Source organism: Gemmatimonadota bacterium, from assembly GCA_009841265.1.
GTDB lineage: Bacteria > JAAXHH01 > JAAXHH01 > JAAXHH01 > JAAXHH01 > JAAXHH01.
Genome location: VXMB01000001.1, coordinates 110,450 through 135,578, shown reverse-complemented (window position 1 = coordinate 135,578; position 25,129 = coordinate 110,450). Strand labels below are relative to the sequence as shown.

20 protein-coding genes are annotated in these 25,129 nt (G+C 58.1%); 4 read left to right on the top strand and 16 right to left on the bottom strand.

All coding sequences use genetic code 11. The features are described 5' to 3' along the window. Nucleotides 1-101 precede the first annotated feature (101 nt). The 7 genes from F4X08_00510 to F4X08_00480 all read right to left on the bottom strand — a co-directional run bounded on the left by F4X08_00510 (nucleotide 102) and on the right by F4X08_00480 (nucleotide 10,756). Nucleotides 102-521: a type II toxin-antitoxin system VapC family toxin gene (locus F4X08_00510; GenBank protein MYD24281.1), complete on the bottom strand. Its 420-nt coding sequence runs from the start codon at nucleotides 519-521 to the stop codon at nucleotides 102-104. 10 nt (nucleotides 522-531) lie between these two features. Beyond that, complete coding sequence (locus F4X08_00505) at nucleotides 532-774, bottom strand: plasmid stabilization protein (GenBank protein MYD24280.1); 243 nt, start codon at nucleotides 772-774, stop codon at nucleotides 532-534. 228 nt (nucleotides 775-1,002) lie between these two features. After that, nucleotides 1,003-4,683 (bottom strand): hypothetical protein, encoded by a 3,681-nt coding sequence (locus F4X08_00500; protein MYD24279.1) that lies wholly within the window; start codon nucleotides 4,681-4,683, stop codon nucleotides 1,003-1,005. 97 nt (nucleotides 4,684-4,780) lie between these two features. After that, nucleotides 4,781-6,178 carry a hypothetical protein gene (locus F4X08_00495; GenBank protein MYD24278.1) on the bottom strand — a complete coding sequence of 466 codons (1,398 nt, stop codon included), beginning with the start codon at nucleotides 6,176-6,178 and terminating at the stop codon, nucleotides 4,781-4,783. 159 nt (nucleotides 6,179-6,337) lie between these two features. Then, entirely contained in the window at nucleotides 6,338-8,779 is a 2,442-nt protein-coding gene (locus F4X08_00490) for an SAM-dependent DNA methyltransferase (protein ID MYD24277.1), read from the bottom strand. A 105-nt stretch (nucleotides 8,780-8,884) separates the two neighbouring features. After that, nucleotides 8,885-9,643, bottom strand: coding sequence for a phytanoyl-CoA dioxygenase family protein (locus F4X08_00485; GenBank protein MYD24276.1), 759 nt, complete (start codon nucleotides 9,641-9,643; stop codon nucleotides 8,885-8,887). A 24-nt stretch (nucleotides 9,644-9,667) separates the two neighbouring features. Beyond that, nucleotides 9,668-10,756: an isopenicillin N synthase family oxygenase gene (locus tag F4X08_00480; GenBank protein MYD24275.1), complete on the bottom strand. Its 1,089-nt coding sequence runs from the start codon at nucleotides 10,754-10,756 to the stop codon at nucleotides 9,668-9,670. Between the two features lie 294 nt (nucleotides 10,757-11,050). Between F4X08_00480 and pruA the strand changes: the two genes are divergently transcribed. The 3 genes from pruA (at nucleotide 11,051) to F4X08_00465 (ending at nucleotide 14,068) form a co-directional block, all read left to right on the top strand. Beyond that, a complete protein-coding gene (pruA, locus tag F4X08_00475; GenBank protein ID MYD24274.1) occupies nucleotides 11,051-12,682 on the top strand; it encodes an L-glutamate gamma-semialdehyde dehydrogenase in 1,632 nt (543 codons plus the stop codon). A gap of 108 nt (nucleotides 12,683-12,790) precedes the next feature. After that, nucleotides 12,791-13,588, top strand: coding sequence for an NAD-dependent epimerase/dehydratase family protein (locus F4X08_00470; protein ID MYD24273.1), 798 nt, complete (start codon nucleotides 12,791-12,793; stop codon nucleotides 13,586-13,588). 120 nt (nucleotides 13,589-13,708) lie between these two features. Then, nucleotides 13,709-14,068 carry a (2Fe-2S)-binding protein gene (locus F4X08_00465; protein MYD24272.1) on the top strand — a complete coding sequence of 120 codons (360 nt, stop codon included), beginning with the start codon at nucleotides 13,709-13,711 and terminating at the stop codon, nucleotides 14,066-14,068. A gap of 77 nt (nucleotides 14,069-14,145) precedes the next feature. Here the strand turns inward: F4X08_00465 and F4X08_00460 are convergent, their stop codons facing one another. After that, nucleotides 14,146-15,030 (bottom strand): carbohydrate ABC transporter permease, encoded by an 885-nt coding sequence (locus F4X08_00460; protein ID MYD24271.1) that lies wholly within the window; start codon nucleotides 15,028-15,030, stop codon nucleotides 14,146-14,148. After that, the gene (locus tag F4X08_00455) at nucleotides 15,030-17,429 is read right to left on the bottom strand and encodes an extracellular solute-binding protein (protein MYD24270.1); all 2,400 of its coding nucleotides are present in this window, start codon (nucleotides 17,427-17,429) and stop codon (nucleotides 15,030-15,032) included. The genes F4X08_00460 and F4X08_00455 overlap by 1 nt, the downstream gene beginning before the upstream one ends. 274 nt (nucleotides 17,430-17,703) lie before the next feature. Between F4X08_00455 and F4X08_00450 the strand changes: the two genes are divergently transcribed. After that, the gene (locus F4X08_00450; protein ID MYD24269.1) at nucleotides 17,704-18,843 is read left to right on the top strand and encodes a PLP-dependent aminotransferase family protein; all 1,140 of its coding nucleotides are present in this window, start codon (nucleotides 17,704-17,706) and stop codon (nucleotides 18,841-18,843) included. A gap of 11 nt (nucleotides 18,844-18,854) precedes the next feature. On the opposite strand, the gene F4X08_00445 is transcribed toward F4X08_00450, so the two are convergent. The 7 genes from F4X08_00445 to leuC all read right to left on the bottom strand — a co-directional run bounded on the left by F4X08_00445 (nucleotide 18,855) and on the right by leuC (nucleotide 24,770). Continuing rightward, on the bottom strand, nucleotides 18,855-19,148 hold the full coding sequence (locus tag F4X08_00445; protein ID MYD24268.1) for a hypothetical protein: 294 nt from the start codon (nucleotides 19,146-19,148) through the stop codon (nucleotides 18,855-18,857). A 166-nt stretch (nucleotides 19,149-19,314) separates the two neighbouring features. Further along, the gene (locus F4X08_00440) at nucleotides 19,315-20,025 is read right to left on the bottom strand and encodes a hypothetical protein (GenBank protein MYD24267.1); all 711 of its coding nucleotides are present in this window, start codon (nucleotides 20,023-20,025) and stop codon (nucleotides 19,315-19,317) included. 39 nt (nucleotides 20,026-20,064) lie between these two features. Then, nucleotides 20,065-20,790: a creatininase family protein gene (locus tag F4X08_00435; protein MYD24266.1), complete on the bottom strand. Its 726-nt coding sequence runs from the start codon at nucleotides 20,788-20,790 to the stop codon at nucleotides 20,065-20,067. 37 nt (nucleotides 20,791-20,827) lie between these two features. Beyond that, nucleotides 20,828-21,676, bottom strand: coding sequence for a phytanoyl-CoA dioxygenase family protein (locus tag F4X08_00430; protein ID MYD24265.1), 849 nt, complete (start codon nucleotides 21,674-21,676; stop codon nucleotides 20,828-20,830). Nucleotides 21,677-21,882: 206 nt separating this feature from the next. Beyond that, complete coding sequence (locus F4X08_00425; protein ID MYD24264.1) at nucleotides 21,883-22,515, bottom strand: GNAT family N-acetyltransferase; 633 nt, start codon at nucleotides 22,513-22,515, stop codon at nucleotides 21,883-21,885. A 167-nt stretch (nucleotides 22,516-22,682) separates the two neighbouring features. Then, nucleotides 22,683-23,315 (bottom strand): 3-isopropylmalate dehydratase small subunit, encoded by a 633-nt coding sequence (leuD, locus tag F4X08_00420; GenBank protein ID MYD24263.1) that lies wholly within the window; start codon nucleotides 23,313-23,315, stop codon nucleotides 22,683-22,685. A 54-nt stretch (nucleotides 23,316-23,369) separates the two neighbouring features. Then, on the bottom strand, nucleotides 23,370-24,770 hold the full coding sequence (gene leuC, locus F4X08_00415) for a 3-isopropylmalate dehydratase large subunit (protein ID MYD24262.1): 1,401 nt from the start codon (nucleotides 24,768-24,770) through the stop codon (nucleotides 23,370-23,372). Nucleotides 24,771-25,129: the final 359 nt, after the last annotated feature.

Below are 25,129 nucleotides of genomic sequence, written 5' to 3'. Positions count from 1 at the left end.
TGCTCTCTGACTTGGCATTTGTGGAGGCGGATAGGCTCTCATTGGTCTGGTAAAGAGCCCGGGACTTGGTCGATTCATTCCTGCGATAGTCTATGAAGCAGTCAAATGGACCAAGGGTTGATTACCTCAATTTCGCAGTATTCGAAATCTCTGACATTACGTGTTGCGACTGCCGCTCCATGACATCTTGCGATGGCTGCCAACTGGCAATCTGCATCGCTTATAGGCTTCCCAATAGCTCGTCGATTGGCAGCGATTTTCGCGTACATACGTGCAGCATCGCTGTCAAAAGGTAAGATGCGCCGCACGAAAACCTTCTGGAGCAGAGTCTCTATTGCGATACTTAGCGTTTCACGACGCCTACCCATTGGTAGAATCTCCACACCATACCGTAATTCCGCTTCCGTGATCGCCGACAAGAATACGGCTGAAAAGGATTGTTCAGCAATCCAGTTCGTGACGGCTAGATTGGGTGTTGGGCGTGTAAATTCTGATACAACGTTTGTATCGAGGAGTATCATTTCGTGCTAATCAACCTAACTCCGGAGGATCACGCATCGGCTTGCGAGGTGGTATGTCAAGTTCCACTCCACCCAACGGCTCAAAACAAGCGCGTATAGCTTGTGCCAAGTTTATTGGAGAGTCGCGTTCACTCAGCGCCGTTCGCAGGATCTCCCGGGCTTCTTCTTCCATGGAATGACCATGCTCAGCCGCCTGGATGCGTAGTCGCTGTTTGATGTCTTCGCTCAGATTGCGAATTGTCATACTTGCCATTGATGCCTCCTTTCTTGCCGTCTCGGATCATAAGTTAAATTGTGATTGCATTGAAGTCAATGATATCAAACTTTTGTTCTGCTTAGCACATCTGTGACCAAGGATATCAATATTCGATTTTGTACTGTTCATCCTAGTACATAACTAACCGACTCTGTCATTCCCATATCCCGCGATACATGATGAATGCCGTCATAGCATTAGTGTCATCGAATAATTGCGGATAAACTAAACTCCCACATCGTTCAACGGACCGATCTTATCATTCGGTATGGGTAGGTTTGATAGGAATCTCATTGGTACCGGAATGTTTGTAATTAACCTCTGGTCAATTTGATTTGGTTTTACCGGCATCCCTATAATCGTGTTCAATCTAGAGGGATTGGTTTCGATCCAGTTTACCCTTCTCATATGCTTAAACAGCTCATCTTTCGCTTCTCCACGGAAACGACGGCAGATCTCACTGATCTCAGCGACTGTTCGGGCAAGTCTCAATCGTTTACACTCAATGATTAAGATTGCTCCATTTGGTTTCCATGCCAAGACGTCAATATCTCCAAAGTCGGACGACGCACCTATCTGAGTCATCGGAATCTCGGTTCTAGTTTGCCATCCATTCGTACTCAGATGTTCAGCGACTGTGACTGTGAAGTCATGACCTTTCCTGTCTGTGATTCCGCCGATAAAACTTCTCATCGTATCCGAACTAAAAAACTCCTGAGGTAGGTACCCTTCTTCAATGCAGTATAGTAGATAATGGAATCCCAACTGTAAGGTGCCAACTCCGAAGATCACTACGTCCGTGTCCTGTTTTCCAAAAACAAGTATTGGCTTAAAAACCATGGACATTCGACGACTGTAGCGCCACGGTTGAATATCCCTGTTTGTCATACCAGGCAGTGTAGAATCCCATTTAGGCCTGTGGAATAAACTAAAAGCCGAGATGAATGCATTGGTCTTGGTTTCGGAGAATCCCCTATTGGATGTAAGTCTGTTTCGAATTTCGCCAAGTGTCGTCTTGACAACGATTTGATTATAATCTTTCGCCAATTCGAAAATCTCAGCAAATCCCTCTACGGTATCTTGTAACGGTATGTCGAACTCGGTCTCAAACGCCTCGATGAAGTCTTCAGGATAAAGCTCTTCAACTGGTTTTACAGATGGTCTGTTTTGATACTGTGTATGGTATTTGGATGCAGCTTCCCCGAAATCATCGGTAGCGTATGCTTTCAAGAAAGGTTCGATTACGGTATTGATGAATTCATGTTCTATCGAGTATGAGCCATTTTGGTGCAACTCAATTGGAGGATTGATTAGTTTGTTTTTGATGCCGTCGGAGTGAGCTGCGACTTCATGCATAAGCGCAGCTTTCGCTATCAATTCATCCAATTGCTCTTTTGAGAGTAGATCACCTCCAGACTCCGGGCATTCACAAATTGCCATTTCCAATATAGTACGAGTCGCCAAATCTGTGATGCTTCGCATTCCCTCACGTTCATGTACGGTATCATGCACATCGTCATCCGGTCCATACAGCGCTTGAACAGCATTTGCAGTGCGACGCCAACGATTTCGGTCGTGAAGGATGTTTTCGTGTACATATAACAAATTTCGCAATACTGAAGCTCGATCGAGAGTCTTCAATCTACTTCGTATCTGACTCCAGATCTTGGCAACAACTTTATTCAAAAAACTGTTGCATGCGCTCCTCGAATCGAGATTACTCACGTCATCACTTGGTAGACAGCCCTCCGACAGTTTTAGTTTTGCAAAAGCAAAGTCCTCTGGTGCAAGCATTACTGGTTTCTTGTTATGTTTTTGTAATAGCTGCTCGACTCTATCATAACTTGTCAGAACATGTATTACCCGTATACCTGCATCATTTACAATCCTGTCCGTTAGTTGCTCGACAGATATCTCATCGAAGTCCGTGACTACTCTCGTATGTAGTCTGATAAGGGCTTTCGCAATATGCTTGACAACATATTTCTCACCGATGTTTTCAGGCTGCTGGAAGTACTTCAAGAGAACTGCCGGGAGCTTTATCACGGCAGTTCGGTTTTGTACTGAAATCCTAGATTCAACGAATTCCGTTGCCGGTTGTGCTTCTGCATCGACTTCGGGCATAACAACATCGGTAAGATCAAGGCATACCTCTATCGGTCCAGATTGCAGATTTGAGTTCTGTGACTCATGTTCGACCACAACCCTGTAAAACAAGTCAATAAAACCATTCCAAAACTGAAAAGCATGGTTCCGAAATCCATTTTCCTTTTGGCGTAGGCGTAAACTAAACCAACTGGGACCTCGTCTTGTTTCAATCGCACCTGCCAAGACACCGGCTTGGGCATGATTAATGCTTCCATATATTGGTCGAGCAGTAAGGGAATGAAAGTACGTATCTACATCAAGCCGTTTGACGTCTACTAAACCCCCATTCGTAGTTTGGATAAGGTGGAGATCAAGGGTTCTTCTACATTTGGTGCGCACATTCAGCGGATAACCGACATCCGCCAGTAGAACTGATCCGGGGCTCACCGAGAGTTCAGTATGAACTATTTGAAAACCAGACCTTAACCAAAAACAGAAAAGAGTGTAATCACCAATGATAGGGGGAAACTTGACTCCTTGGTCTTCTGCCCATCTTTTCTGTTTGATGAACTTCAAAAAACGTGCGATTGATTGGTCTGGATCATTTACCAACATGAGAAAATCCGAGATATGAATTACCGAAAGACTCCATCGGTTCGACCAGTTTTGAAAACTCAAACCGCAGTTACCCCCCAATCCACCTGTCAATAATAAGGTTGTTCCGTCGATTTTACCTGGTGAATCCATGCATTGGTTTACAGTCCGATTTAGGTAAGCACATAGAGTTTTCTCAGTTTTTTTGCGATATCCAATCGAACTGTCTAGACCTTCGTTGTGCAGTGGTTCCAAAGGGTAAGTGAGGAGGACTACATGCAGGTACCTGTTTACGTCAACCTTCAACAACCAATCATAAATTGGTAGGTCTGTATCATCTGTGCTCAGTGATTCAGCGGAATCCGCATTACCGAATCTGCTTATTCCTTCCGATTCGACCTGATCGGACTGATACGAATCTAGCAGTTGTGCGAAGGTTGGCAGCCCCCCCATCAGCTGTAACCTATCCAGAAGGAATCTTCTGATAGCTGGCCCGACCGCATTTGGTAACGCAAGTATCAGTTTGTTCCCTAACTGTAAAATTGGGTAACGCTCCAATGAAGTGTGACCCAAAGTCTCAGTACAAAGTAGATTCTTACTGCTAGTTTTAAGAATAAATGGGTCTAACAAAGCGAGGTTAATCTGATACGTGGAAAGTTCGTCTGAAGTGAACGATACAGATTTCCCTCTGTCGACAATCCTGATCGCGGGCGATAACTCACACACGCCTTTTGGAGATGATGGCTCAGAATGCCACCTGTGTAATCCAACTCTATCCGCGACAATATCGCTCAGCTTCAGTAACGTAAGAATGGGGGCGAGTAGTCTCCTGAGTTCGGGTGTTACTTGTCTTGAGCATAGAATGTCGATAACCGTCTGTGTGAAGTAGCAACTTGATTGCCAGATACCCTCAAACAGCCGTCGATTGCCTTCGGGGGTTCTAACGTTTGTGATGAAAACATCCTCAGCCGGGTCTTCTGCATAATTTACGGACGTGTTTCCCAGAAAATCATTGAGCCAACGATCAATAACTTTCAACGAAGGCCTATTGTTCCCTCGACAGTGGATAACAGCAATATGTACTAGAGTTTCCACTCGAAGGTTATTCGCATGGAATGATGGTACGGTGAGTAGACTGGCAAGGCGACTTACTGTATGACGTAGATTGTACTTCTGAAGGACCTTTGCAAGTTGCTTCAGTTCGGGGTTGTCAAGATTGATCATGTGTTTTCGTTTATTCTGTCCTATAAGGTAACCCAGTCATGTTAAGGTACAGTCTCTTTATCTTTTTCTGCATCGTAATGCCAAACCAGTCAGTTTTTCAATTGGAAGAAACTTTGGGATAAACCAGACTTACTCCCCCTGTGAGAAGCTGCTGCACCATTCCTTGCTTGACGGTTCGAACCTTGTCACGGAGTTGATCGAGTGCGGCAATCTCAGCTTCAATGTCCGAGAGGACATTTGCTATACCAGTTTGTTCGATTCTGCTTGGAATTTGGAACTCAGCCGATTCTATATCGCTTGGTTTTAAATTGTTGATGCTTGATCCAGCTAAGATAAGGCCAACAAAGCGGCGAAATCTGTCTGATTGGAAGAGATAATACACAAAACTTGGGTCAACAAATTTTGGTTTTGTGCGGAAACATCCCATGAAAGCACCAAAGGTGTACGCAAAACCGTCAGATATGCGAAATAGGCCAGCTTTTCCGACTAATTCCTTGCTGCCATTCGCCATGCAAACGAGAATGTCATTAGGTCGTAAAACTTGGGAATCGGACACTTTTCGTGACTCAACGAAATGGATATCCGAAGTTGTTACTGTAGTATCTTGGATATTGTTAGCTCTCAGAAGCCTTACAGTGGTGGCTTTGTCATGACCTACTAAGTCCGCTGTGGGATTATAGCTAACTCCACGTAGGCAACTTCCCATATCTCCTAGCCGTTGGGTCTCCCATGCCTCATGAAATCCAGGTAAACGAATCTTTCCGGTGAGAAGTTGCTGTGTGACTGCCTGTTTGATGGCCCGTTTCTTGGAGATTAACACCTCCAAAGCTGTGTACAACCTATCTACATCCGACAACGCCTTGGCGATAGCGCGTTGTTCTGGTTTCGGGGGTACTGTGACACGCACAGCTGACAACGATCGACCATTGGTCAAGGCGCGCGTTGTGTATGTCGCATTTGATACGATTTGGGATCTGATTACTCTGGAACTAAAGCAGTACTGCTTGTAGTGGTCTTCAAGTCGATCATCTCGGGGCCGCGCACGAAGAACGAATCCACTGAATACGGTATCACAAGGCTCTTCGAGCATAACGGATGCCACGCCAATCTCTTCAACTGTCTCCGATGTGCGTGTAAAGAACACGTCTCCCAACCGAACCTCGAAGTTTCTGATCTCCTCGGGACTCAATTTTACTCGTCCAGATAGATCGTCCATCCTAAGTCCCGGGTTTTTAAAAACGTCCATGTAGTTGACGATGGGTGTCCCGGTACCGAAAAACTGCTTGGCCTTGTTCAAACCGTTCTTGAATACAAAGAGATTGCCGAGTAGTTCTACGTCCCAATTAGACGGAATCACCCCCACCTCAGTCCGTTTGTAACCTGACGGCACCTGATCCGATCTGTCTGCCTTAGTGTCGTGCAACGGAACGGGTACGGCATGCGTATAAGCATTGGCCGGTAACTCGGGGAATCGGTCATCAATTTCGTTGCCCACGATATCCTACCTCGTATTCATCACATTCACCTGGTCTCGTAAGTCAGAAACGTGGTTCCGATATCGAAGACAACGCGGGTCATTCTTCGTTCATGATGGACTGCAATATCTCTGGAGTCTGCCCACACCGTTGTGCGCTGCCACCGAACAAACTCTCTCTCATAGTGAAATTCCCATCCGCTTCAAGTGCCCCTCGACCGTTGAGCCGAACGTCTCCACATCCCGTTCCAACTCCGGCAGTGGCCGAGTGTAGCGTTCTTCCAGTTCTGTCACACGCCCAGCAAGCTGCTGTGTCAGCCCTTGCACCTCATCCTCGATTGCGGCCCGTATGCTCGCAAACCACTTGTCCTCAACCACCAGCGTTCTGATCTCATTTTCTGTGAGTGTGGTGTAGCGGGAAAGCACTTTCTCGTCTAAAAGCTCTTGGGCGACTTTAACGGCCTTGGTCACCTTAATCACGGCCTCGATCAAGGTCCTGCATTGCTTTAGGGCATCTTGTTCTTCCTCGCTCTCCGGCTCGAATTGTATTGCCTTGAACCGTTGCGTGACACTGCTTTTGGTGACTTTGCCCTTGTCATTGACGACATCCGCTAGCAACCCCTCTTCACCAGTATGCTCCTCAACGAACTCCTCCAGTTCCCGGCTGTCGATTTCTTGCTTCGCCTGCAGAGTTTCGATAGTAGTCTGTTGGCTGCCAAAGTACCGAGAAACGATCAGCTCCGGAGGAAGCAAATCCATCTTGTACTTTACGCGCTTGATCGTGAGATCCGGCGCTTCTTTGATCTTTCGGCCATTGTCTTCGATGATACTACGCGGTCTGATGGTCTCGTTCCAACCGTCCGTGGTGATCAGGTACACGTCATCCTGCATCGTCTCGTCCCAATAATCCATCAACCGCTGGTACAAGTCGTACGGGTCGAGCAGCGGCATGTCGGCGAAACGCGCCAGCAAATCCTCTGCCAGGGTGCGAATGATTTCCCTGGGATTGGCACCTGTCTCCAGTCCCTTCAGAACGGCCTCGTGTGCCTTGCACCAATCGTCGAGAACAACTGAAACACGAGCCTGGTACGATCTAAATTCTTCGTGATCGAGAATGGCTGCCTTCACCTGTCCCGTCTCGATGCGACTTTCGCTGTAGCCTTCTCGGCCGTTGCCGACAAACAACGTTCGGCGGAGTGAGGGGAACACGTCCCAGTAGACACCGAGCGCGTCGAGGTCGCGGTCCGGGATACCGCCGCGCAGATGAGCGTCGAGGTCGTGCAGATCTTCCGGCTCGTTGGAATCGATATAGCGCGGAATGTTGAGATTATAGTCGTTAGCAGTGCTCGCGATCTCAGCCGTCGGAACCATGCGGGAGTAACGCGGCAACTCAATCTGCCGGATGAACACGTCGACAATTCGGTGGATGTCCTGGGCCCGCAGTCGGTTCTTGTTGCCGTCCTTGCGGAAGCCCTTGCTTGCGTCGATCATGAAGATACCGCCACGCGAATGGGCACTTTCCTTGTCTAAAACCAGGATGCATGCAGGAATGCCGGTGCCGTAGAACAGGTTGGGCGGAAGGCCGACGATACCCTTGATGTATCCTCGTTGGATAAGGTTCTTTCGAATGTCAGCTTCCCGGTTGCCCCGGAACAGTACGCCGTGCGGCAAGATGATCGCGCCTTTGCCCTTGCTGTTGAGCGACGCAATGAGGTGAAGAAGAAAGGCGTAGTCGCCGTTCCTGGCAGGTGGGATACCGTAGCCAAAACGCCCGAACTCGTCGTTGGCCGGATCAAGACCATTGGACCAGGCCTTGGCGGAAAAGGGCGGATTGGCAACGGCAAAGTCAAAGGTCTTGAGACGGTCGTTCTCGCTCGTGAAATACGGAGCGGCAAGGGTGTTGCCTCGCCAGACTACGGCGGTCTCGTGACCATGCAGGATTATGTTCATCCGCGCCAGCGCAAAGGTGGCGTTGTCCATCTCCTGGCCGTAGACGGAAATGCCGCGCGGCGCTTCATCGGCGGCCCTGAGTAGGAGCGAACCTGAACCGCAGGTCGGGTCGTAGAGGGTCTGATCCTGCCGGGTATCTGGTCCGATGCCGATCACCTGGGCCATGATGCGCGAGACCTCGGCCGGCGTGTAGAACTGTCCCTTGCTCTTGCCGGATTCCGTGGCGAAGTGCATCATCAGATACTCGTAGGCGTCGCCGAGGAGATCATCCCCATCAGCCCGGTTTGCGCCGAAATCCAGGCTGTCGAATATGGCGACGAGCCTGGAGAGCCTGTCCTGCATCTCTTTGCCGGACCCTAGTTTGTTCTCGTCGTTGAAATCCGCTTGATCTATGACGCCTACCAATTCGTTTGCTTCTGCGAGCGTGGCGATCACCGTGTTTATCTTATCGCCGATCTCTTTATCGCCAACCAGCTTTACAATGTCGGCGAAACTCCCTCCCTCTGGCACTAGGATAAGCATGTTTGGGTCTTTGGTCGCCTTGTCGGAGACGTACTTCATGAATAGCAGTGTAAGGACGTAATCCTTGTACTGAGAGGCGTCCATGCCACCACGCAGTTCATCGCAGCTTTGCCAAAGAGAGGAATACAGTTGGGACTTCTTCAGGGCCATTTGGAATTCCCACTATTATGGATGCTGACTATGCTTATGGGATTAACTGAATTGCAGAAACACTACCGCTTGAAGTCTTTCCTACGATCTAACCCGCAAACCCACCTACACCACCACCCCACGCTTAAACCGCTGCCCGTACCGCGCGTTCGGCGCTTCGAGAATCTTCTGCTGCCGATCCGTTAGTCCCTCGTACTTTTCGGCGTCGTAGTACTCCGCGTACCAGGATACCGAGTTGGGAGAATACTTGTAGAAGAGGGTGCGGCGTTCGTCGCCGTGCCAGGGCATGGTGCCGTGGGTCAACGCCTCGGTGAAGATGACGGCGGTGCCGGCCTTACCGGTCACGGCGCGGATGAAGGGCTGGTCGGTCTTGAGGTTGCGCCACTCGTCGGGGAAGCGGAAATTGCTCTTGTGGCTGCCGGGCACGCAGCCGAAGCCACCGTCGCCGGGGTTCACGTCCTTCAGGTTGTAGGCGACCACGGACAGGCCGCACCGGATCTCCTGATTGACGCAGGTGTAGGAATACAGCGGGTCGAAGGGGATGGCGCCGCCGTGGAGGGTCGTGCCGATGGGTCCGTCGCCCTTCCGGATGATGTCGGCGTAATCGTGGTCCAGCCGAAACCGCGGTCCGACGATGTGCTCCAGGTAGGGGACGATGCGCGGGTTGTCGATCAGGTCTTGGTAGGCCGATCCCCAGTCGAGCAGCGTAAAGCCGAAACGGTGCGTGGTCGCGCCGGGTTCCATGGCCTCCTCGATCTTTTCGTCGAGGATGCGGTTCAACTCGGCGAGTTGTCCGGCGTCGAGGGCGTCAGGGACCGCGATGAAGCCCTGAAGGTCGAAGAGGTATTGCTCGTGGGGGGTCATGGCCCGACCTTTCATGGATACGGACTAGTCATCATCCACCGCGTAGTCGTCGCCGTAGTACTTGCTCGTGGTGCGGGTGTGGAACTGGACCGCCGAGATGGGTTCGTACTTGGGCTCGCCCGTGTTGGGCAGTACCTCGAGCATCTCCTCCTCCCAAACGTAGACGGCCATGGGGATGCTGACACGAGCGGAGCCGAAGAGGCTGGCGTCCTGCGGCTTGCTGACCCGGTGCGTGGTGGAGGGCAGGCGGTCGTTGGTGATCCGCTGCATGTAGTCGCCCGTGTTGATGATGATGCTGCCTTCCGGGGGATTGAGGCGGATCCACTTCATGTTCTCGCGGTTGAGCACCTGCAGGCCGTCCACCCCGTGGGAAGGCAGGATGGTGAACAGGTCCACGTCCTCGTGGCCCAGCATGCGGCCGGCCCCGGATTCGTCGTCCTCTTTGGTGATGGGCGGGTAGTAGTTGAGCCGGAAGCCGAAGTTCGTCCGGGTGAGCTTCTCGTCGTAGAGGGACGGATCGCAGCCCAGGTAGGCGAGGATGCTCTGCATGAGGGGCAGGATCAGGTTCTCGTGGTGCTGGATGATCTGCCGGAAGAACGGTTCGTAACCGGCTGCGGGCCAGTACTCCGTCTCGCGGTAGTCCGGGTTCTCGCCCAGGTTGAATGCCCGCCGGCAGAAGACCCAGCCCTCGACGAGGTCGGGATGCATCCGGCTGGTCTGCTTGATGGGGAAATAGCCCTGGTTGACCGAACCGTGACGCTCGGCTTCGTACTTCATCTTGTCCGCCATGGGCGTGTCCGTGAAGAACTCGGCCACCTTGCGCTCGGCCTCCTCGTACAGGCTGGGCGGGATTTCGTGGTTCTCGAGGATCACGAAGCCGATGCCCTCCATGGCCTCGCCGATGTCCCGGGCGAACTGCGCCCTGCCCTCCGGGCCGCCGTGGTGGAAGAGGCTCATGTCGCAGGTCCGGATCCGCGTTTCCTCGTCGAATTCTTCTTTCGCCCCACCTTCGGCCAGGTTGTAGGTCTGTTCCTTCTTCACCTGGTCGTACTGCGTGTATTCCTGGTTTACCGCCGTAATGCCCTGTTCCTGTTTGGCCTGATCGGTGCTCATGACCGTACTCCCGGCCCGGCCGGCCGCTGTTCCTGAGCTGCCGCGAGCCCTGCTGTTGTCGATCGTCTGTCTGACTCGGTTTATACCGCCAATATCTCATATCACTGAGGGATCTGGCAAGAGTAAAATGGGTGCGGGGAACGCGGTGGGAGCGCTATGGGGAGCGCCGTGGAGATTGCTGCTGGGACCGTCGCGGGGAGGCCGCGAGGACGCCGCGGATCAGCGCGGCGGGATACCGGCAGACGGCCTACAAAACAGTTGACACATCGGCCGCGCGCCGGATACATATGGAGCATGGCCAACGCACGCTTCAACCCGCCTCAGCCCTTCAACGAACCCGTCCTGGACTACGCGCCCGGATCGCTCGAAAAAGCGGCCGTCAAGGCGAAGCTCACCGAGTTGAAATCCACCCCCGTAGAGGTCCCGCTGATCATCGGCGGCCGGGAGGTGAAGACGGGCAACACGGCGCCGCTGCGGGCCCCCCATGACCACGGGCTCGACCTCGGCGTATATCACAAGGCCGGCGAGGCCGAGGTCCGCATGGCCATCGACGCGGCCCTGGAGGCCCGGGCGGCCTGGTCGGACATGCCCTGGGAGCAACGGGCGTCGATCATCATGAAGGCGGCCGACCTGCTCGCCGGGCCCTGGCGCCAGGCGGTCAATGCCGCGACCATGCTGGGCCAGTCCAAGACGGTGTTCCAGGCAGAGATCGACGCGGCCTGCGAACTGATCGACTTCTGGCGGTTCAACGTCAGCTACCTGGCGCAGCTCATGAGCGACCAGCCAGCTTCCTCGCCCGGCGTCTGGAACCGCCTGGAGTACCGGGCTCTCGAGGGATTCGTATTCGCCGTAACGCCCTTCAATTTCACGGCCATCGGCGGCAACCTGCCCACGGCGCCGGCCCTCACTGGCTGCACAGTCCTTTGGAAACCGGCGTCATCGGCCGTCTACTCGGCCTGGCACGTCATGGAGCTGTTGCAGGAAGCCGGCCTGCCGCCCGGCGTGATCAACTTCATCCCGGGTTCCGGGGCCGAGGTGGGCGACCCGGTGCTCGACAGCCCCGACCTGTCCGGCATTCACTTCACCGGATCGACCGCCACGTTCCAGCGGATGTACCGCACTGTGGCCGGCAACCTGGCGCGCATGAAGCACTATCCCCGCATCGTGGGCGAGACGGGCGGCAAGGACTTCATCTTCGTCCACGCCTCGGCGGACGTGGATGCGCTCGTCGCGGCGGCGGTGCGCGGCGCCTTCGAATACCAGGGGCAGAAGTGTTCCGCGGCCTCACGGATGTACTTGCCCCGTTCCCTTTGGCCAGCCTTCAGGGACCGGTTCACGGCCGAGGTATCGCAGATCAGGGTCGGCGATCCCGAAGACTTCTCGAATTTCATGGCGGCCGTGATCGACGAGGCGTCCTTCGACACCATCGCCGGTTACATCGAATACGCCCGGTCAGCGGACGACGCCGAGATCATCACCGGGGGCGGCTGCGACCGCGAGCGGGGCTGGTTCGTCGAGCCCACGACCATCGTGACGACGAACCCGCGGTTCAGGACCATGGGGGAGGAGATCTTCGGTCCCGTGCTGACCATATACGTGTACGAGGACGACCGCCTGGACGAGACCCTCGCGCTCTGCGACACCACGTCGCCCTACGCCCTGACCGGGTCCGTATTCGCGCGGGACCGCGAGGCCATCGTGCGCATATCGGACGCGCTTCGGAACGCGGCCGGCAATTTCTACGTCAACGACAAGCCCACCGGCGCCGTCGTCGGGCAGCAGCCCTTCGGGGGCGCACGGGCGTCGGGTACGAACGACAAGGCGGGCAGCCCCATGAACCTACTCCGCTGGATGAGCGCCCGGACAATCAAGGAAACCATGGTCCCGCCGACGGATTGGCGGTATCCTTTCATGGACGAGGATTGATCGGGGCCCTGTGCGGACGCCGTGCGCTGAAGCCGGCAGTCTACTGGCGGAAAGTCTGAAGCACGCAAGACTTATCATCGATTCACCGAAGTTCAACCGGAGGAACCAATGAGCGAGGGAAGACCCTTGAAGGTGCACGTAACGGGTGCGTACGGACTGATCGGCAACCTGACCTACCGGCACCTGAGCGGAAAGGATGATTACGAAGTCTACGGCAGCGGCCGGCGTACGGTTTCTTCGGACCGCATCGACGATGAGGATCTTCTGCGGATACCCGATGACCGCTTCTCACTGGCCGACCTGACCGACCGGGACGCCGTGTCCCGAGCGCTCTCCGGCATGGACGCGGTGGTCCATCTCGGCGCGGTCCCCGATCCCGGCGCCTCCTTCGAAACCATCCTGGAAAGCAATATCCGCGGCACCTACAACGTGCTGGAGGTCTGCCGAGAGGAGGGCATCAAGCGGCTGATCTATGCGAGTTCGGTCATGGCGAGCTGGGGGTACGGACAGTTTTCCGAACCGTACGTTTCCCTGAACGAGGGCCGGCTCGAAGGGCTGCCCGATCCCATGCCCATCGTGAAAGTCTCCGACCCGCCCCGTCCCACCGAACCCTATTCGGCCAGCAAGGTCTGGGGCGAGGGCATCTGCCGCACCTACCACGATGCTCACGGCTTCTCCGTCGTCTGCCTCCGCATCGGCTGGGTCAACAAGCAGAACGAGGCCACCGAACCCTTCCTGAGATCGGTCTGGTGCAGCCAGGCGGACATCACGAACATCATCGAACTGGCCCTGAAAGCCACGGAAAACCCGGTGTACGAGGTGTGCTTCGCTGTGACCGACGGCCCGCACCGCTGGGTGGACCTGGAGCATACGCGGGACCGGCTCGGTCACGATATCACAGGCTGATTACACCGGCTACAAGCTGATCGCGCCGGCTACAGGCTGATCGCGCCGGCTGCCGGGGGTTGTTTTAACGACATTTAATACATTGTCAACATTGACAACATATGAAAGGAGCGTGTCACCATGCCGAAACTCACCGTAAACGGCGTAGAGAACCAGGTCGAATCGGGACAACGTCTCGTGCTGGCCATCGAGGGCACGGGCGTGAACATCGGCCATCGCTGCGGCGGAAACGCCAAGTGCACGACCTGCCGCGTGAACTTCGTCTCCGGCGAACCGGAAACGATGACCGAGGCCGAACGCGACGTGCTGACGGAGAAGGGAGCGCTCGGCGAGGTACGGCTGTCCTGCCAGATCATCTGCGATCACGACATGTCGGTCGAGCCAGGCTTCCTGTTGGAGAACGAGGACGAGTGGGACGATACGGGTCCGCCGCCGGAAACGAGCATCACGCCCGACCCGGTCTGGATCGCGAAGCCGTAGTTTCGCGCGCCACCCCTCGGGCGCGTCATCCCTTGGGCGCATCACCCCTCGGGCGCTCCACCAGTCGACGACAGGCGTCACCCCTTGAGCGCCCCCACCGTAATCCCCTTCGTCACCTGGCGCTGGAGCAGGGCGTAGACCGCCATGGTGGGCAGCATCATGAGCACCAGGCCGGCGAAGGCCATGCCCCAGTCGCTGCGGTACTGGCTCACGATCGTGATGTTGGCCAGGCCGAGGGGAAGGGTGCGCAGGCTTTCGGCGTTTTCGCCCGACAGGAACATGAAGGCCATGAAGAACTCGTTCCAGGTGCCGAGGAAGGCGAAGATGCCGACGGTCACCAGGGCGGGCTTGGCCAGCGGCAGCATGATGTGCCAGAAGGCCCGCAGTTCGCCGGCGCCGTCCATCAGGGCCGACTCGTGGAGTCCGGACGGCAGCGACTTGAAGAAGCCCGCCAGGATGAAGATGGCGAAGGGCATGCCGAAGGCGATGTAGACGAGCAGCAGCCCCAGCCGGGAATTGAGCAGCATCAGGTCCTTCATCTGGAAGAAGAGGGGCACGATGGCTAGCTGCAGCGGCACCATCAGGCCGGCCAGGAAGAAGAAGAACAGGGGCCGTGCCCCGAAGAAGCGGAACCGCGAGAGGGCATAGGCCGCCATGGCCGCGAAGAGCAGCGACAGGATCACCGTCATGACCGTCAGCATCGCGCTGTTCAGGAAGTAGTCCCCGAATTGCCCCACCGTCCACGCCCGCGAGAAATTGATCCACTGCAGGTCCGCCCAGTCCGGCAGCGTGAAAGGCGCCAGGAAGATCTCCCGGTCCGTCTTGAGCGACGTGTACAGCAGCCAGGCCATCGGGTAGACCACGATGACCAGGTACCCGAGCAAGACCGGATAGATCACGAAATTCCAGGCCGACGTCCGGCTGCTTTCGCCCGATCGTTTCATTCCTTCCGTCCGCGTCATCAGAATTCCACCGTTTCTCTTCGCATGAGCCGCAGCGTGGCGGCCGTGCCGAAGAAGACCATGATGAACAGCAGCACCGCGATGGCCGTGGCCTCGCCGATCTTGAACTCGGTGAACATGTCCTGCACCATGAGCGTGCCGATGACGTGCACCTGCGTGGTGGGCGTCTGGTTGGTCAGGAGCCAGATGGTCTCGAAGGCCTTCATCCCGCCGATGACCATGAACACGATGGAGATGGACAGCACCTCCCAGATCAGCGGCAGGGTGATGGTCCAGAACTGCCGCCACGACGAGGCCCCGTCGATGTCCGCCGCTTCGTAGAGGCTCTGTGGTATGCTCTCCATGGCGGCCAGGAAGAGGATCATGTTGAACCCGCAGGCGCCCCAGATGGACATGGGGATGAGCGCCCAGTACAGGTTGGACTGCGACAGCCAGGCGAATCCTTCCATGGCCTGCAGCCAGCTGCCCGCGCTCTCGAAGCCTACCGCGGACAGGATCATGCCGAGGCCCACGAGCGCCGCGTTGATCGGTCCGCCCTGGGGATTGTAGAGATGCATCCAGAGGAGTGTCGCGGCCACGGCCCCGAGGATGTTCGGGAAGAAGAAGGCGATGCGGAAGAACTTCGATCCCCGGATCTGCCGGCTGATGCACACGGCCAGGAACAGGGAGAGGGGGATGACGAACAGCGGGATGACGAACATGATGAACAGGTTGTTGTTCAGCGCGATCCAGAACCCGTCGCTTTCGAAGAGCAGCCGGCCGAAGTTGAGCAGGCCCGTGAAGCGCATGTCGGTCAGCCCGTCCCATTCGTTCAGGCTCCAGAGGAACGATTTCGCGCTCGGGATGATCACGAACACCGCGTAGAGCAGCAGGGCGGGCGCGATGAAGATGATCCGGTCAATCCGCCCGAGGAACGGGAGGCCGGCGACGTGTGATTTCCCCGCGCGGCGGCGGTCCCGGTAGCGTTTGTAGGTCGTGACCGACCAGTAGCCGATGGCCAGGGCCATGAGGCCGATCAGCAGACCGGGTTTCCAGACGTGCCGGATGTTGATCTCGTCCGGCGCGATGGTCTGCCGTCGAACGACGGCCGCGGCGGCTTCCAGTTCCGCGGCGGCATCGGCGGGCGTGGTCTGGCCGGTGATCACCCGGAACCGGGCGTCGGTCCAGTACTGCGTCATGGCCGGATAACCCTCGCCGGGCGGTGTGCCGTAGGTGACGGCCGCGTTCTTCAGCATATCCGCCAGGTCCGCCATATCCTCGGTCAGGTTCGCTTCGGAGACGCCGGCCACGGACACGGGGATGTCGCGCATCCGGGCGAACAGGCCGGCCATGCGCCGCGAAGTCATGAAGCGCAGGAACTCGACCCCGGCCAGCGGGTTCTCGCTGTCCTTCAGGACGAAATAGTATCCGGACCCGCCGTAGACGGCCGAGGGATCGGCCCTGCCGGTCGGCGCCACCGGGATGTTGAAGGACCCCAGGCGGAAATCGTCCGGGATCTTACCCAGCATCTCGCTCTTGAGCCACGAACCGCAGAAGATCATGGCCGTGTGCCCCAGGAAGAACTCGAGCTGGGATTCGGTGTGGCTCATGCCCATGGCGCCCGGCTGGAAGTAATTCAGGGCGATACGCTGCGCGTTGGACAGGGCCTCGATGAATTCGGGGTTGTCGAAACTGCCGGGCACCAGGTTCTTCTGGTCATTGTAGCGGTCAGGTCCGGCGAGATGGTAGTAGCCGTGATCGATCACGGCCTGCACGTAGCCCGGGTACCGTCCCTGGAAGGCGAGGGGCCACATCCCGGCGGCCTTGATCTCCTCGCACAGGTCGAGGAACTCCTCCCAGGTCGTCGCCGGCTCCCAGCCGTTTTCCTCGAACATGTTCTTGTTGTACCACACGGCGTAGGCCGACGCCATCAGGGGGATGCCGTAGGTCTTTTCCTCGTGGGTGTACTGGGCCAGGGTCCCGGGCAGGAACGATTCGCGCCAGGTGCGGTCGCCCTCCCAGTTGGGCTGGTCGAGGAACTCGTCCAGGGGCAGCAGGTCGCCGTTGCGAATGAGTGCCCAGTAGTTGAGCCGGGCGTTGGTAACCTCGGGGAAGGACCGTTCCAGGATGCGCACCCGCACCTTGTCGTGGATGCGCGGATCGCCGTAGAGGTCGATCACCACGCCTTCGTGCTCCTGTTCGTAAGTCCGGGCGCACTCGAGGAAGAACTCCAGTCCCTGGCCGCCCTCGAAGAGGGGTATCTCGACGCGAATAGGGGGCTGTGCCTGGTTGGGGGGCTGTGCCTGAGTTTGGACGGGACGCTCGGTCTGTGCCCGATTCGCCGGCTGTTCCTGCGCTTCGGAAGCTGCAACGAACGACGTGAGTATGGTGAACAGCAGGAGGAATCGGAACGGGATCATGGTTGGAGAGCCGATGGGTGCGACCTACAGGGTCAGGTAGGATCAATGTAGGATGCGCGGTATATCCTGTCAACGCCACCCACCTTGTCCTGTAGTTCGCGCTCCGGCCCCGTCCCGGTGGCCGCCTCACTAAGCCCTCGCTGCGCACCGGATCCACGCAGAACCGGTTGACAGGCGCGGGACGGCCGTCCTACATTCCGTGATCGACTTGCCTGTGCATCGAATTAAGTAAAATCCGCCATCGGCGTAACCGACACCTTACAGGAGCAGGTCCATGCGTGAGATCAATTTCGGCGCGGGGAGGCCCGATCCGCTGTCCTTTCCTTCGGACGCACTGGCCGAGGCCGCCGCGAAAGTCATCAGGGTCCGAGGCCCGGAACTGGTGAATTATCCGGACGGCCGCGGCTACGAACCCTTGCGGGCCATCGCGTCGGAGCGCTTCGAGCACGGCGCGGGCCGGGCGGTGCCCCTGGAGGAAATCGTACTGACATCCGGTTCCATGCAGGCGCTCCAGTTGATCACGGAAGCCTTCGCGTCACGGGGCGATACGATCGTCACGGAATCCTTCACCTACGGTGGATCGCTGAGCGTGTTCCGAAGCCGGCAGGTGCGCATCGCGCCGGTGCCTATCGACGATCAGGGCCTGGTGCCGGATGAACTGGAGACCTTACTCAAAGGACTTGTCGACGCGGGCACGCCGCCGAAGTTCATCTATACCATCCCCACCCATCACAATCCCACGGGTTCCATCCTGTCCCTGGAGCGTCGCAAGCGCCTCCTCGAACTGGCCCGGGAGTTCGACACGCTGGTCGTGGAAGACCACTGTTACGCCGATCTCGTATTCCAGACCGATCCGGTGCCGCCGAACCTGTACCAATTGGGCGAAGACGGCCGGGTCGTGTACGTCGGCTCTTTTTCAAAGATCCTCGGGCCGGGCGTCCGGCAGGGCTACTTCATGGCGCCGGAGGCGCTGCAGCAGTGGATCATGGCGAACAAGATGGATGGTGGAACCAACACGCTGGCGAGCATGATCGTGGCCGAATACCTGGGCGATCATCTCTGGGACCACATCCGAGAAGTAAACGAGGTCATGAAGGCGCGCAAGGACGCCCTGGTCGAATCGCTGGCGACCCACTTCGGCGATCTGGGCGAGGAGGTGTGGTGGACGGATCCGCCCGGCGGCATGTTCGTCTGGGTACGCATTCCCTCGGCGACGGACACGCGGAAAGCGCTGCAACTGGCGGCAGGGCGCGGGGTTTACTACAGTCTCGGGCAGTCCTTCAGCGCCGCGAACGAGGACATCCCCTACCTGCGCATCGCATTCGGGTTCCCCACGATAGAGGATATCCGCGAAGGCGTCCCCATCCTCGCCGAATGCATTAAGGAAGCCCAGGACAAGGGTCTGGCGGCGTAGAAACGGGTGCGTTACTCTTCGCCGGATACCCTCAGATACCCCTCGACCCTTCCGAGTCGGGTGTTCATGTTGTCGAGCCGACTATTCATATCTCTCATCGTGTTACGGATTTCCGTAAAGTCGGTTTGCATTTCAGTTCGGATTGCGGTCAGTTCGGTCCGAATCTCATTCCTGAATCCCTGATCTTCCCGATCCAGGTAAGTAAGCGTCGCAATGAACAAGATGCCCAAGGTCACAATGAACATTCCAACGGCAGTTACGATCTGTGCGCCAAAGGTCAAGTTGTCGCGGGAGATCTCGGTCATTGTCTGACTCCTTGGACGAATAACGCCTTCAATACTATCCAGCCTTCCCTACAAGGTGGTCCATACTAGAATCGTCGGAATTGAAACCCACGATCTCGTTCTGGTTTTTAAAAAAAACACAAAAAACACAAAACCCTGTGGCTTCCCCCTACACCGTGGCTTCTCCCTACACCATCTTCCGCTCGCCGTTCTCGTACCTGACCTCGTAGTCCTCCTCTGGCACCGGCATGGCCCGCATGGCCAGTTCCCCGTCGGTCACCAGCGGATCGGTCTTGAGCAGCAGTTCGTCCAGGGTTTCCGCCGGTGACTTTTCGGTCGTATCCAGCGTGATCAGGTGGCCGTTTCGCGTAAGGAGCGATCGGTCGACCTCGTCCTCGAAGCGTTTCTTGAGATCAGGTATGTCCTGCTCGTCGATGATCTGGTACTCGTGGGGGTCCGTGCGGATGCGCTCGCGGATCGCGTCGTCGTCGGCGGTTAGGTGGATCAGCACGACGTCAGGCAGCCGGGCTTCCAGGACCAGCACCTCGTAGTGCCGCTGGTTGTGTTGGACGTAGTTGGGATAGTACGGATTTCCCTCCACGCTGCCGTACACGTCGCAGTAGACCTTCTCCTCGATGTGCCAGCCGGCGATCAGCGTGTGGGGGTAGTTGCGGATGACCTCCACGTGGTAGTGCAGCTGCATCCGCTGCATGCGTTCTTTCACGTCGTCGGGATAGTGGACGTACTGGGCCCGGGAAACGGGACTCAGGGAAGCGTCCGGGATGGTGAAATGATCGTCGAGATGGGTCCGGCGCCGCCGTTTCTGGTAGTAGGCGTCCAGGTGATCGATCAGGGTAGACTTGCCGGCGTACTCGATTCCGACGAAAATGGACCGCATGTGTAGCTCCTTTCTACGGTTAAACGCTTCGGTTTGAATTCAGCGCTGCAGTAGTTCGGCCCACGCATCGACGACCGCCCCGACCATGGCCTCCCCATGGGCCGCATTGGCCGTCCAGCTGTTCCGGTCTTCGTCCTGCCGGCAGTACCACGGCGCGTTTTCGTCGAGGCGGCCCTGGTCCACAAGTTCCGGGCGCGCGGCCAGCAGGAAGGAAGTCTCGTTGTACCCGGCGTGGTCGCCGCCGGCGGGCGGTGACGCGGCGGGAAGGATCATGGGGTGGACCTGGATCCTGCCGAACCGGCGTTTCTCCCTGGACATTTTGGCATCCGCCCACCATCCCCGCGGCTTGCCTTCGGCCAGGACCATTTCGAAGGACAGTTCCGCCGCGGCCTTCTTGAAAGCCAGTGCCAGCGGGGCTTCCATGCCCTGGTGCATGATGATCACGTAGATACGCCCGAAGCCCATCTCCAGGAAGTTGCGCAGGATCGACTTGACGTACGAACCGAAGGCATCGTAATCGGGGTCGATGGTGCCGTCCTCGGGTCCGCCCAGGGCGTAACCGGTGGGGCCGAAATCGAAGGGCGGCGAGACAACCACGTCCAGGCGCTTCGCCACGCGCGCGCAGATCTCCTCCACGATGATCGTGTCGTGACCGATAGCCATGTGGGGACCGTGGGTCTCAATGCAGCCGGCGGGCACGAGCAGCGGGTCGCCCCGTTCCACGGCCTCGCGCAGTTGATGGGGAAGCATGTGCTTCAGGTACATGGATTCCTGCCGGGCAACGGTTGGGTCAGGCTAGCGATCAAACTTCCACGGTATGGGTGTACTGCGCCACGTCGAGTCCGTGCCGATCGGCCCATTCCCGGATGGGCCAGTCGATGCCGTCGGGCGCCTCGCGTCCCTCCGAGTCCACGGTGGCGCCCAGCAGCTGGCGTCCGACGTCGTCGGTACCGGCGAGCAGGCCGGCGTCGGGCTGCTGAATGCCGCTGTAGAATCGCATGTAGTGGTCCGGCTTGATCCAGCGGTAGTGGTAGCCGTAGATGACGACCTTGGCGATCTGTTTGGCGAAGTTCAGCCCGGCCGCGTGGTAGGTGCGGTTTTCGAAGAGAAAGGCGTCGCCGGCCCGAAGGATCGGCTGCACGTATTCGTCGGGATGGATCTGGCCCTTTCGTATCGGCAGCGCGGATTTCATGTTGTTGCTGCCCCGGACGAACATGGTCGCCCCCGTGTCCGGATCGGGGAAATCCGTCAGGCAATAGCCGATCTTCAGGCCGACGAAGGGCAGCACCACGTGGCCCACGTCCAGCGAAACGCCCACGTCGCGGTGCCAGTTGACCTGGCCTGTATCGCCGGGCGCCTCCGGGTGCTTGAAGATGAGCGCGGTATTCGTGATGTGGATGTTGAAACCGAGAAGGGCCACGATCAGCGGGACCGTGCGCTCGTTCGTTACGAGGTCGAGGAAGGGCTGCTCCTGCACGAGACCGGGACGGCGGTGGGCATAGAAGTCGGGGTACTCGAACCCTTCCATGAGCCGGTCGCCCGTCTCCGTCAGCGCTTCGATCTGCGCAGGATCCAGCGCGCCCGGGACGACGAGGTAGCCGTCCTCCTCGAAGGAACGGCGCTGGGATGTGGTCAGGGGCGTGGGATGCATAGGGCAGTCCAGGGTGCCTGACGAAAAAGTGTATTGTACAATTGTACAACTGAATACTGGCAACCGACACGGGAAGCGACGCACCGGGCGTATCGTTACTTCGGGATGAAGCTCGCTGGATGGTTCGTTGCGCGCGAGACTTCCCGGCCTGCCGGATACTCCTCATTATAAGCCGACGAAACCCGGACGCAAGGCGGAAATGCCCGTCACAGCGGCATGCGCCAGATCAACTGAAGCTCGTCGGGGAACTCCTCGTAGGCGTTGGAAATGATCGCGCCCAGGCGGCACCCCTGGCGGGCGTAGAACCGGCACGCGGGAACATTGGTATTCTGGGTTTCGATCTTTATCTCGATGCAGCCGTGGTGCCGCCCCCAGTCCACCGCGGCCTCGAAGAGTTTTCGTCCCACGCCGGTCTTGCGATGGTCGGGGTGGACGCGCAGGTCCCACAGCACCAGGAGGTCGTCCCGGCCCTCCAGCATGTTCACGTTCGGCGTGCTGCGGGCCAGCAGCGCGCCGCCCACCCGCCTGGAACCGTCGAAGGCCGCGAGCAATCCCCACGCCGAAGTGTCCCACCGGCCGAGCCACCGCGCTGGCCACCGGGCGGGCCCTTCTTCGGACGTCTGATCGTAGTCCTTGACGTAGGGGGGATCCACCGGTTCTTCCACCAATGCGATACCCCCGAGGCCACCGTTTACCTGATCGGCCCGGAAAAGGGATCTCACCTCGTAGGCGATGGGTACATGGCCGTGTTCGGCCAGCCTGTTTACGGGTTCTTCTACGATTTTCAAGCCGTGATGCCCCGCGTTTGGCCTTTGCGGCAGCCGCAACGCGCCGCGCACTGCGCTACGCGCTACCCTTCGATCACATCGCGCCGCGCACTATGCCACACATGGTTCGAACGATCCGGATCCTGGACAACGTGCCCGATCACAGGGTGGCGTGACGGTCCCGGTGAAACACGCTGCGCAACGTTTCGTCGCTGGCCTGGGACAGCGCGAGCAGTTGGTCAGCCCGTACTCCGGGTACTTTCATACGACGCTATGTCGTCCTCGAATTGCAGGGTCCAGCCGATTTCGTCCAGACCCTCCAGGATAAAGTGCTTGAGGAAGGGGTCGACCTCGAACGGGTGGGACGCGCCGCCGGGCTCGGGAGCACCGTTGGGATCGGCCGGGCTACCGGGCTCGGTGACGACCTGCCGTTCGAGGTCCACCGAGACGGAATAGGGGTGCTGCTCCGCCGCGTTCCGGAGCATGCGGCGCACGGTATCGCCGGGCAGCACGACGGGAAGCAGCCCGTTCTTGAAGCAGTTGTTGTAGAAGATGTCCGCGAAGGACGGCGCGATGATTACGCGAATGCCGTAGTCCTGCAGGGCCCAGGGCGCGTGCTCGCGGGAACTCCCGCAGCCGAAGTTGTCCCCGGTTACCAGGATCGTGGCGTCCCGGTAGCGGTCTTCGTTGAGCACGAAACCGGGGTCGGTCGAGCCGTCGCCCGTGAACCGCCAGTCGTAGAACAGGAACTGGCCGAACCCGGTGCGCTCGATCCGTTTCAGGAACTGCTTGGGGATGATCTGGTCCGTGTCCACGTTGATCCGGTCGAGCGGGACGGTCAGGCCGGTGTGCGTGGTAAAGGGATCCGCCATGTTTGCTCCGTTTCCGGTTTGCTCCGTTACCGATATGCTCCGTTTCGGTTTGCCTTACCAGTCTCGCACGTCGACGAAATGGCCGGCGACGGCGGCCGCCGCGGCCATGGCCGGGCTGACCAGGTGCGTGCGTCCGTTCCGGCCCTGCCGCCCTTCGAAATTGCGGTTCGAGGTGCTGGCGCACCGCTCGCCGGGCTGCAGGATGTCCGGGTTCATGCCCAGGCACATGCTGCAACCGGCCTCGCGCCATTCGAAGCCGGCCTCCAGGAACACACGGTCCAGTCCCTCGGCCTCGGCCTGCTGCTTGACCGCGTGGGACCCGGGCACCACGAGGGCGGTCACCCGCGGCGATACGCGTCGGCCCTTGATGACGTCCGCGGCCGCCCGCAGGTCGCTCAACCGGGAATTGGTGCAGCTGCCGATGAAGACACGGTCGATCTCGATATCGGTGATCGACGTGTTGGGCTCCAGCGCCATGTAGGAGAGGGCCTTCTCGGCCGCGCGCCGGTCGTTCTCGCTGTCCATCTCTACAGGATCGGGCACGACGCCGGTCACGTCCGTCACCATGCCGGGATTGGTTCCCCACGACACCTGGGGTACGATCTCGTCCGCCTTCAGCGCGAGCCGCTCGTCGAATTCGGCCCCGTCGTCGGTGGCCAGCGTACGCCACTCCGCCACGGCCCGGTCGAACGCCGCGCCTTCCGGGGCGAACTCCCGCCCCGCCAGGTACTCGAAGGTCGTGTCGTCCGGCGCGATGAGGCCGGCCCGCGCGCCCAGTTCGATGGACATGTTGCAGATCGTCATCCTTTCGTCCATCGAAAGACCGCGGATCGTGCTGCCCGCGTACTCGATGACCGTGCCCGTGCCCCCGGCCGTACCGGTGCGGCGGATGATGTTCAGGATGATGTCCTTGGCCGTCACCCCCTCGCTCAACACGCCGTCCACGCGGATCTCGAAGGTCCGGGAGTGCTTCTGGAGCAAGCACTGCGTGGCCATGACGTGCTCGACTTCGCTCGTGCCGATGCCGAAGGCCAGCGCGCCGAAGGCGCCGTGGGTGGACGTGTGGCTGTCGCCGCAGACCATGGTCCTGCCCGGCTGCGTGATGCCCAGTTCCGGACCGATCACGTGAACGATCCCGTTGTGGGGCGAGTCGAGATCGTACAGGGGCACGCCGAACTCCTCGCAGTTCCGGGCCAGCATGTCCACCTGCAGGCGCGCGATCTCGTCGGTCATGGGCAGGGAGCGGTCGGTGGTGGGCACGTTGTGGTCCATCGTGGCGTAGGTCAGGTCGGGCCGCCTGAGCTTCCGGCCGGCGGTCCGCAGCCCTTCGAAAGCCTGCGGAGAGGTCACCTCGTGGATCAGGTGGGCGTCGATGTACAGGACGGTGAGCCCGTCCGGCATCTCCTTGACGACGTGCTGGTCCCAGACCTTCTCGTACATGGTTTTGGGAGGCATTGCTGTTTCCCCGGGATTCTTCCGATTCATAAACAGGCGCGGCACTGCACGGCGGCCTGTAAAGACCGTAAATTCATACGCTTACACCCGCGGTTCCGTCTTACGGGCCAACTGATCCAATATAGCCTGACAGCGGCCCCGCGGGCAAGCGAAAAGTCCGAGTCCCGGCGGCTTCGTTTTCCGGTTGTCGGCACCCGTCTCATGCAGGCTTCCCGGTGCGGCATCCACGGGTTTGCCGGTGCGGCATTCACGGGTTCCGGAACCCGCCAATCCCCTTGACAGAAAGGGTCCGATTCTCTATATTTCCAAGGGTCGCAATTTGTTAAATGTAGATACCTAAACGATTGCTTGTGATGACG

Coding starts and splice junctions, on each gene's coding strand:
- F4X08_00510 (MYD24281.1), bottom strand. CDS start 521: ATGATACTCCTCGATACAAACGTTGTATCAGAATTTACACGCCCAACA.
- F4X08_00505 (MYD24280.1), bottom strand. CDS start 774: ATGGCAAGTATGACAATTCGCAATCTGAGCGAAGACATCAAACAGCGA.
- F4X08_00500 (MYD24279.1), bottom strand. CDS start 4,683: ATGATCAATCTTGACAACCCCGAACTGAAGCAACTTGCAAAGGTCCTT.
- F4X08_00490 (MYD24277.1), bottom strand. CDS start 8,779: ATGGCCCTGAAGAAGTCCCAACTGTATTCCTCTCTTTGGCAAAGCTGC.
- F4X08_00485 (MYD24276.1), bottom strand. CDS start 9,643: ATGACCCCCCACGAGCAATACCTCTTCGACCTTCAGGGCTTCATCGCG.
- F4X08_00480 (MYD24275.1), bottom strand. CDS start 10,756: ATGAGCACCGATCAGGCCAAACAGGAACAGGGCATTACGGCGGTAAAC.
- pruA (MYD24274.1), top strand. CDS start 11,051: ATGGCCAACGCACGCTTCAACCCGCCTCAGCCCTTCAACGAACCCGTC.
- F4X08_00470 (MYD24273.1), top strand. CDS start 12,791: ATGAGCGAGGGAAGACCCTTGAAGGTGCACGTAACGGGTGCGTACGGA.
- F4X08_00465 (MYD24272.1), top strand. CDS start 13,709: ATGCCGAAACTCACCGTAAACGGCGTAGAGAACCAGGTCGAATCGGGA.
- F4X08_00460 (MYD24271.1), bottom strand. CDS start 15,030: ATGACGCGGACGGAAGGAATGAAACGATCGGGCGAAAGCAGCCGGACG.
- F4X08_00455 (MYD24270.1), bottom strand. CDS start 17,429: ATGATCCCGTTCCGATTCCTCCTGCTGTTCACCATACTCACGTCGTTC.
- F4X08_00450 (MYD24269.1), top strand. CDS start 17,704: ATGCGTGAGATCAATTTCGGCGCGGGGAGGCCCGATCCGCTGTCCTTT.
- F4X08_00445 (MYD24268.1), bottom strand. CDS start 19,148: ATGACCGAGATCTCCCGCGACAACTTGACCTTTGGCGCACAGATCGTA.
- F4X08_00440 (MYD24267.1), bottom strand. CDS start 20,025: ATGCGGTCCATTTTCGTCGGAATCGAGTACGCCGGCAAGTCTACCCTG.
- F4X08_00435 (MYD24266.1), bottom strand. CDS start 20,790: ATGTACCTGAAGCACATGCTTCCCCATCAACTGCGCGAGGCCGTGGAA.
- F4X08_00430 (MYD24265.1), bottom strand. CDS start 21,676: ATGCATCCCACGCCCCTGACCACATCCCAGCGCCGTTCCTTCGAGGAG.
- leuD (MYD24263.1), bottom strand. CDS start 23,315: ATGGCGGATCCCTTTACCACGCACACCGGCCTGACCGTCCCGCTCGAC.
- leuC (MYD24262.1), bottom strand. CDS start 24,770: ATGCCTCCCAAAACCATGTACGAGAAGGTCTGGGACCAGCACGTCGTC.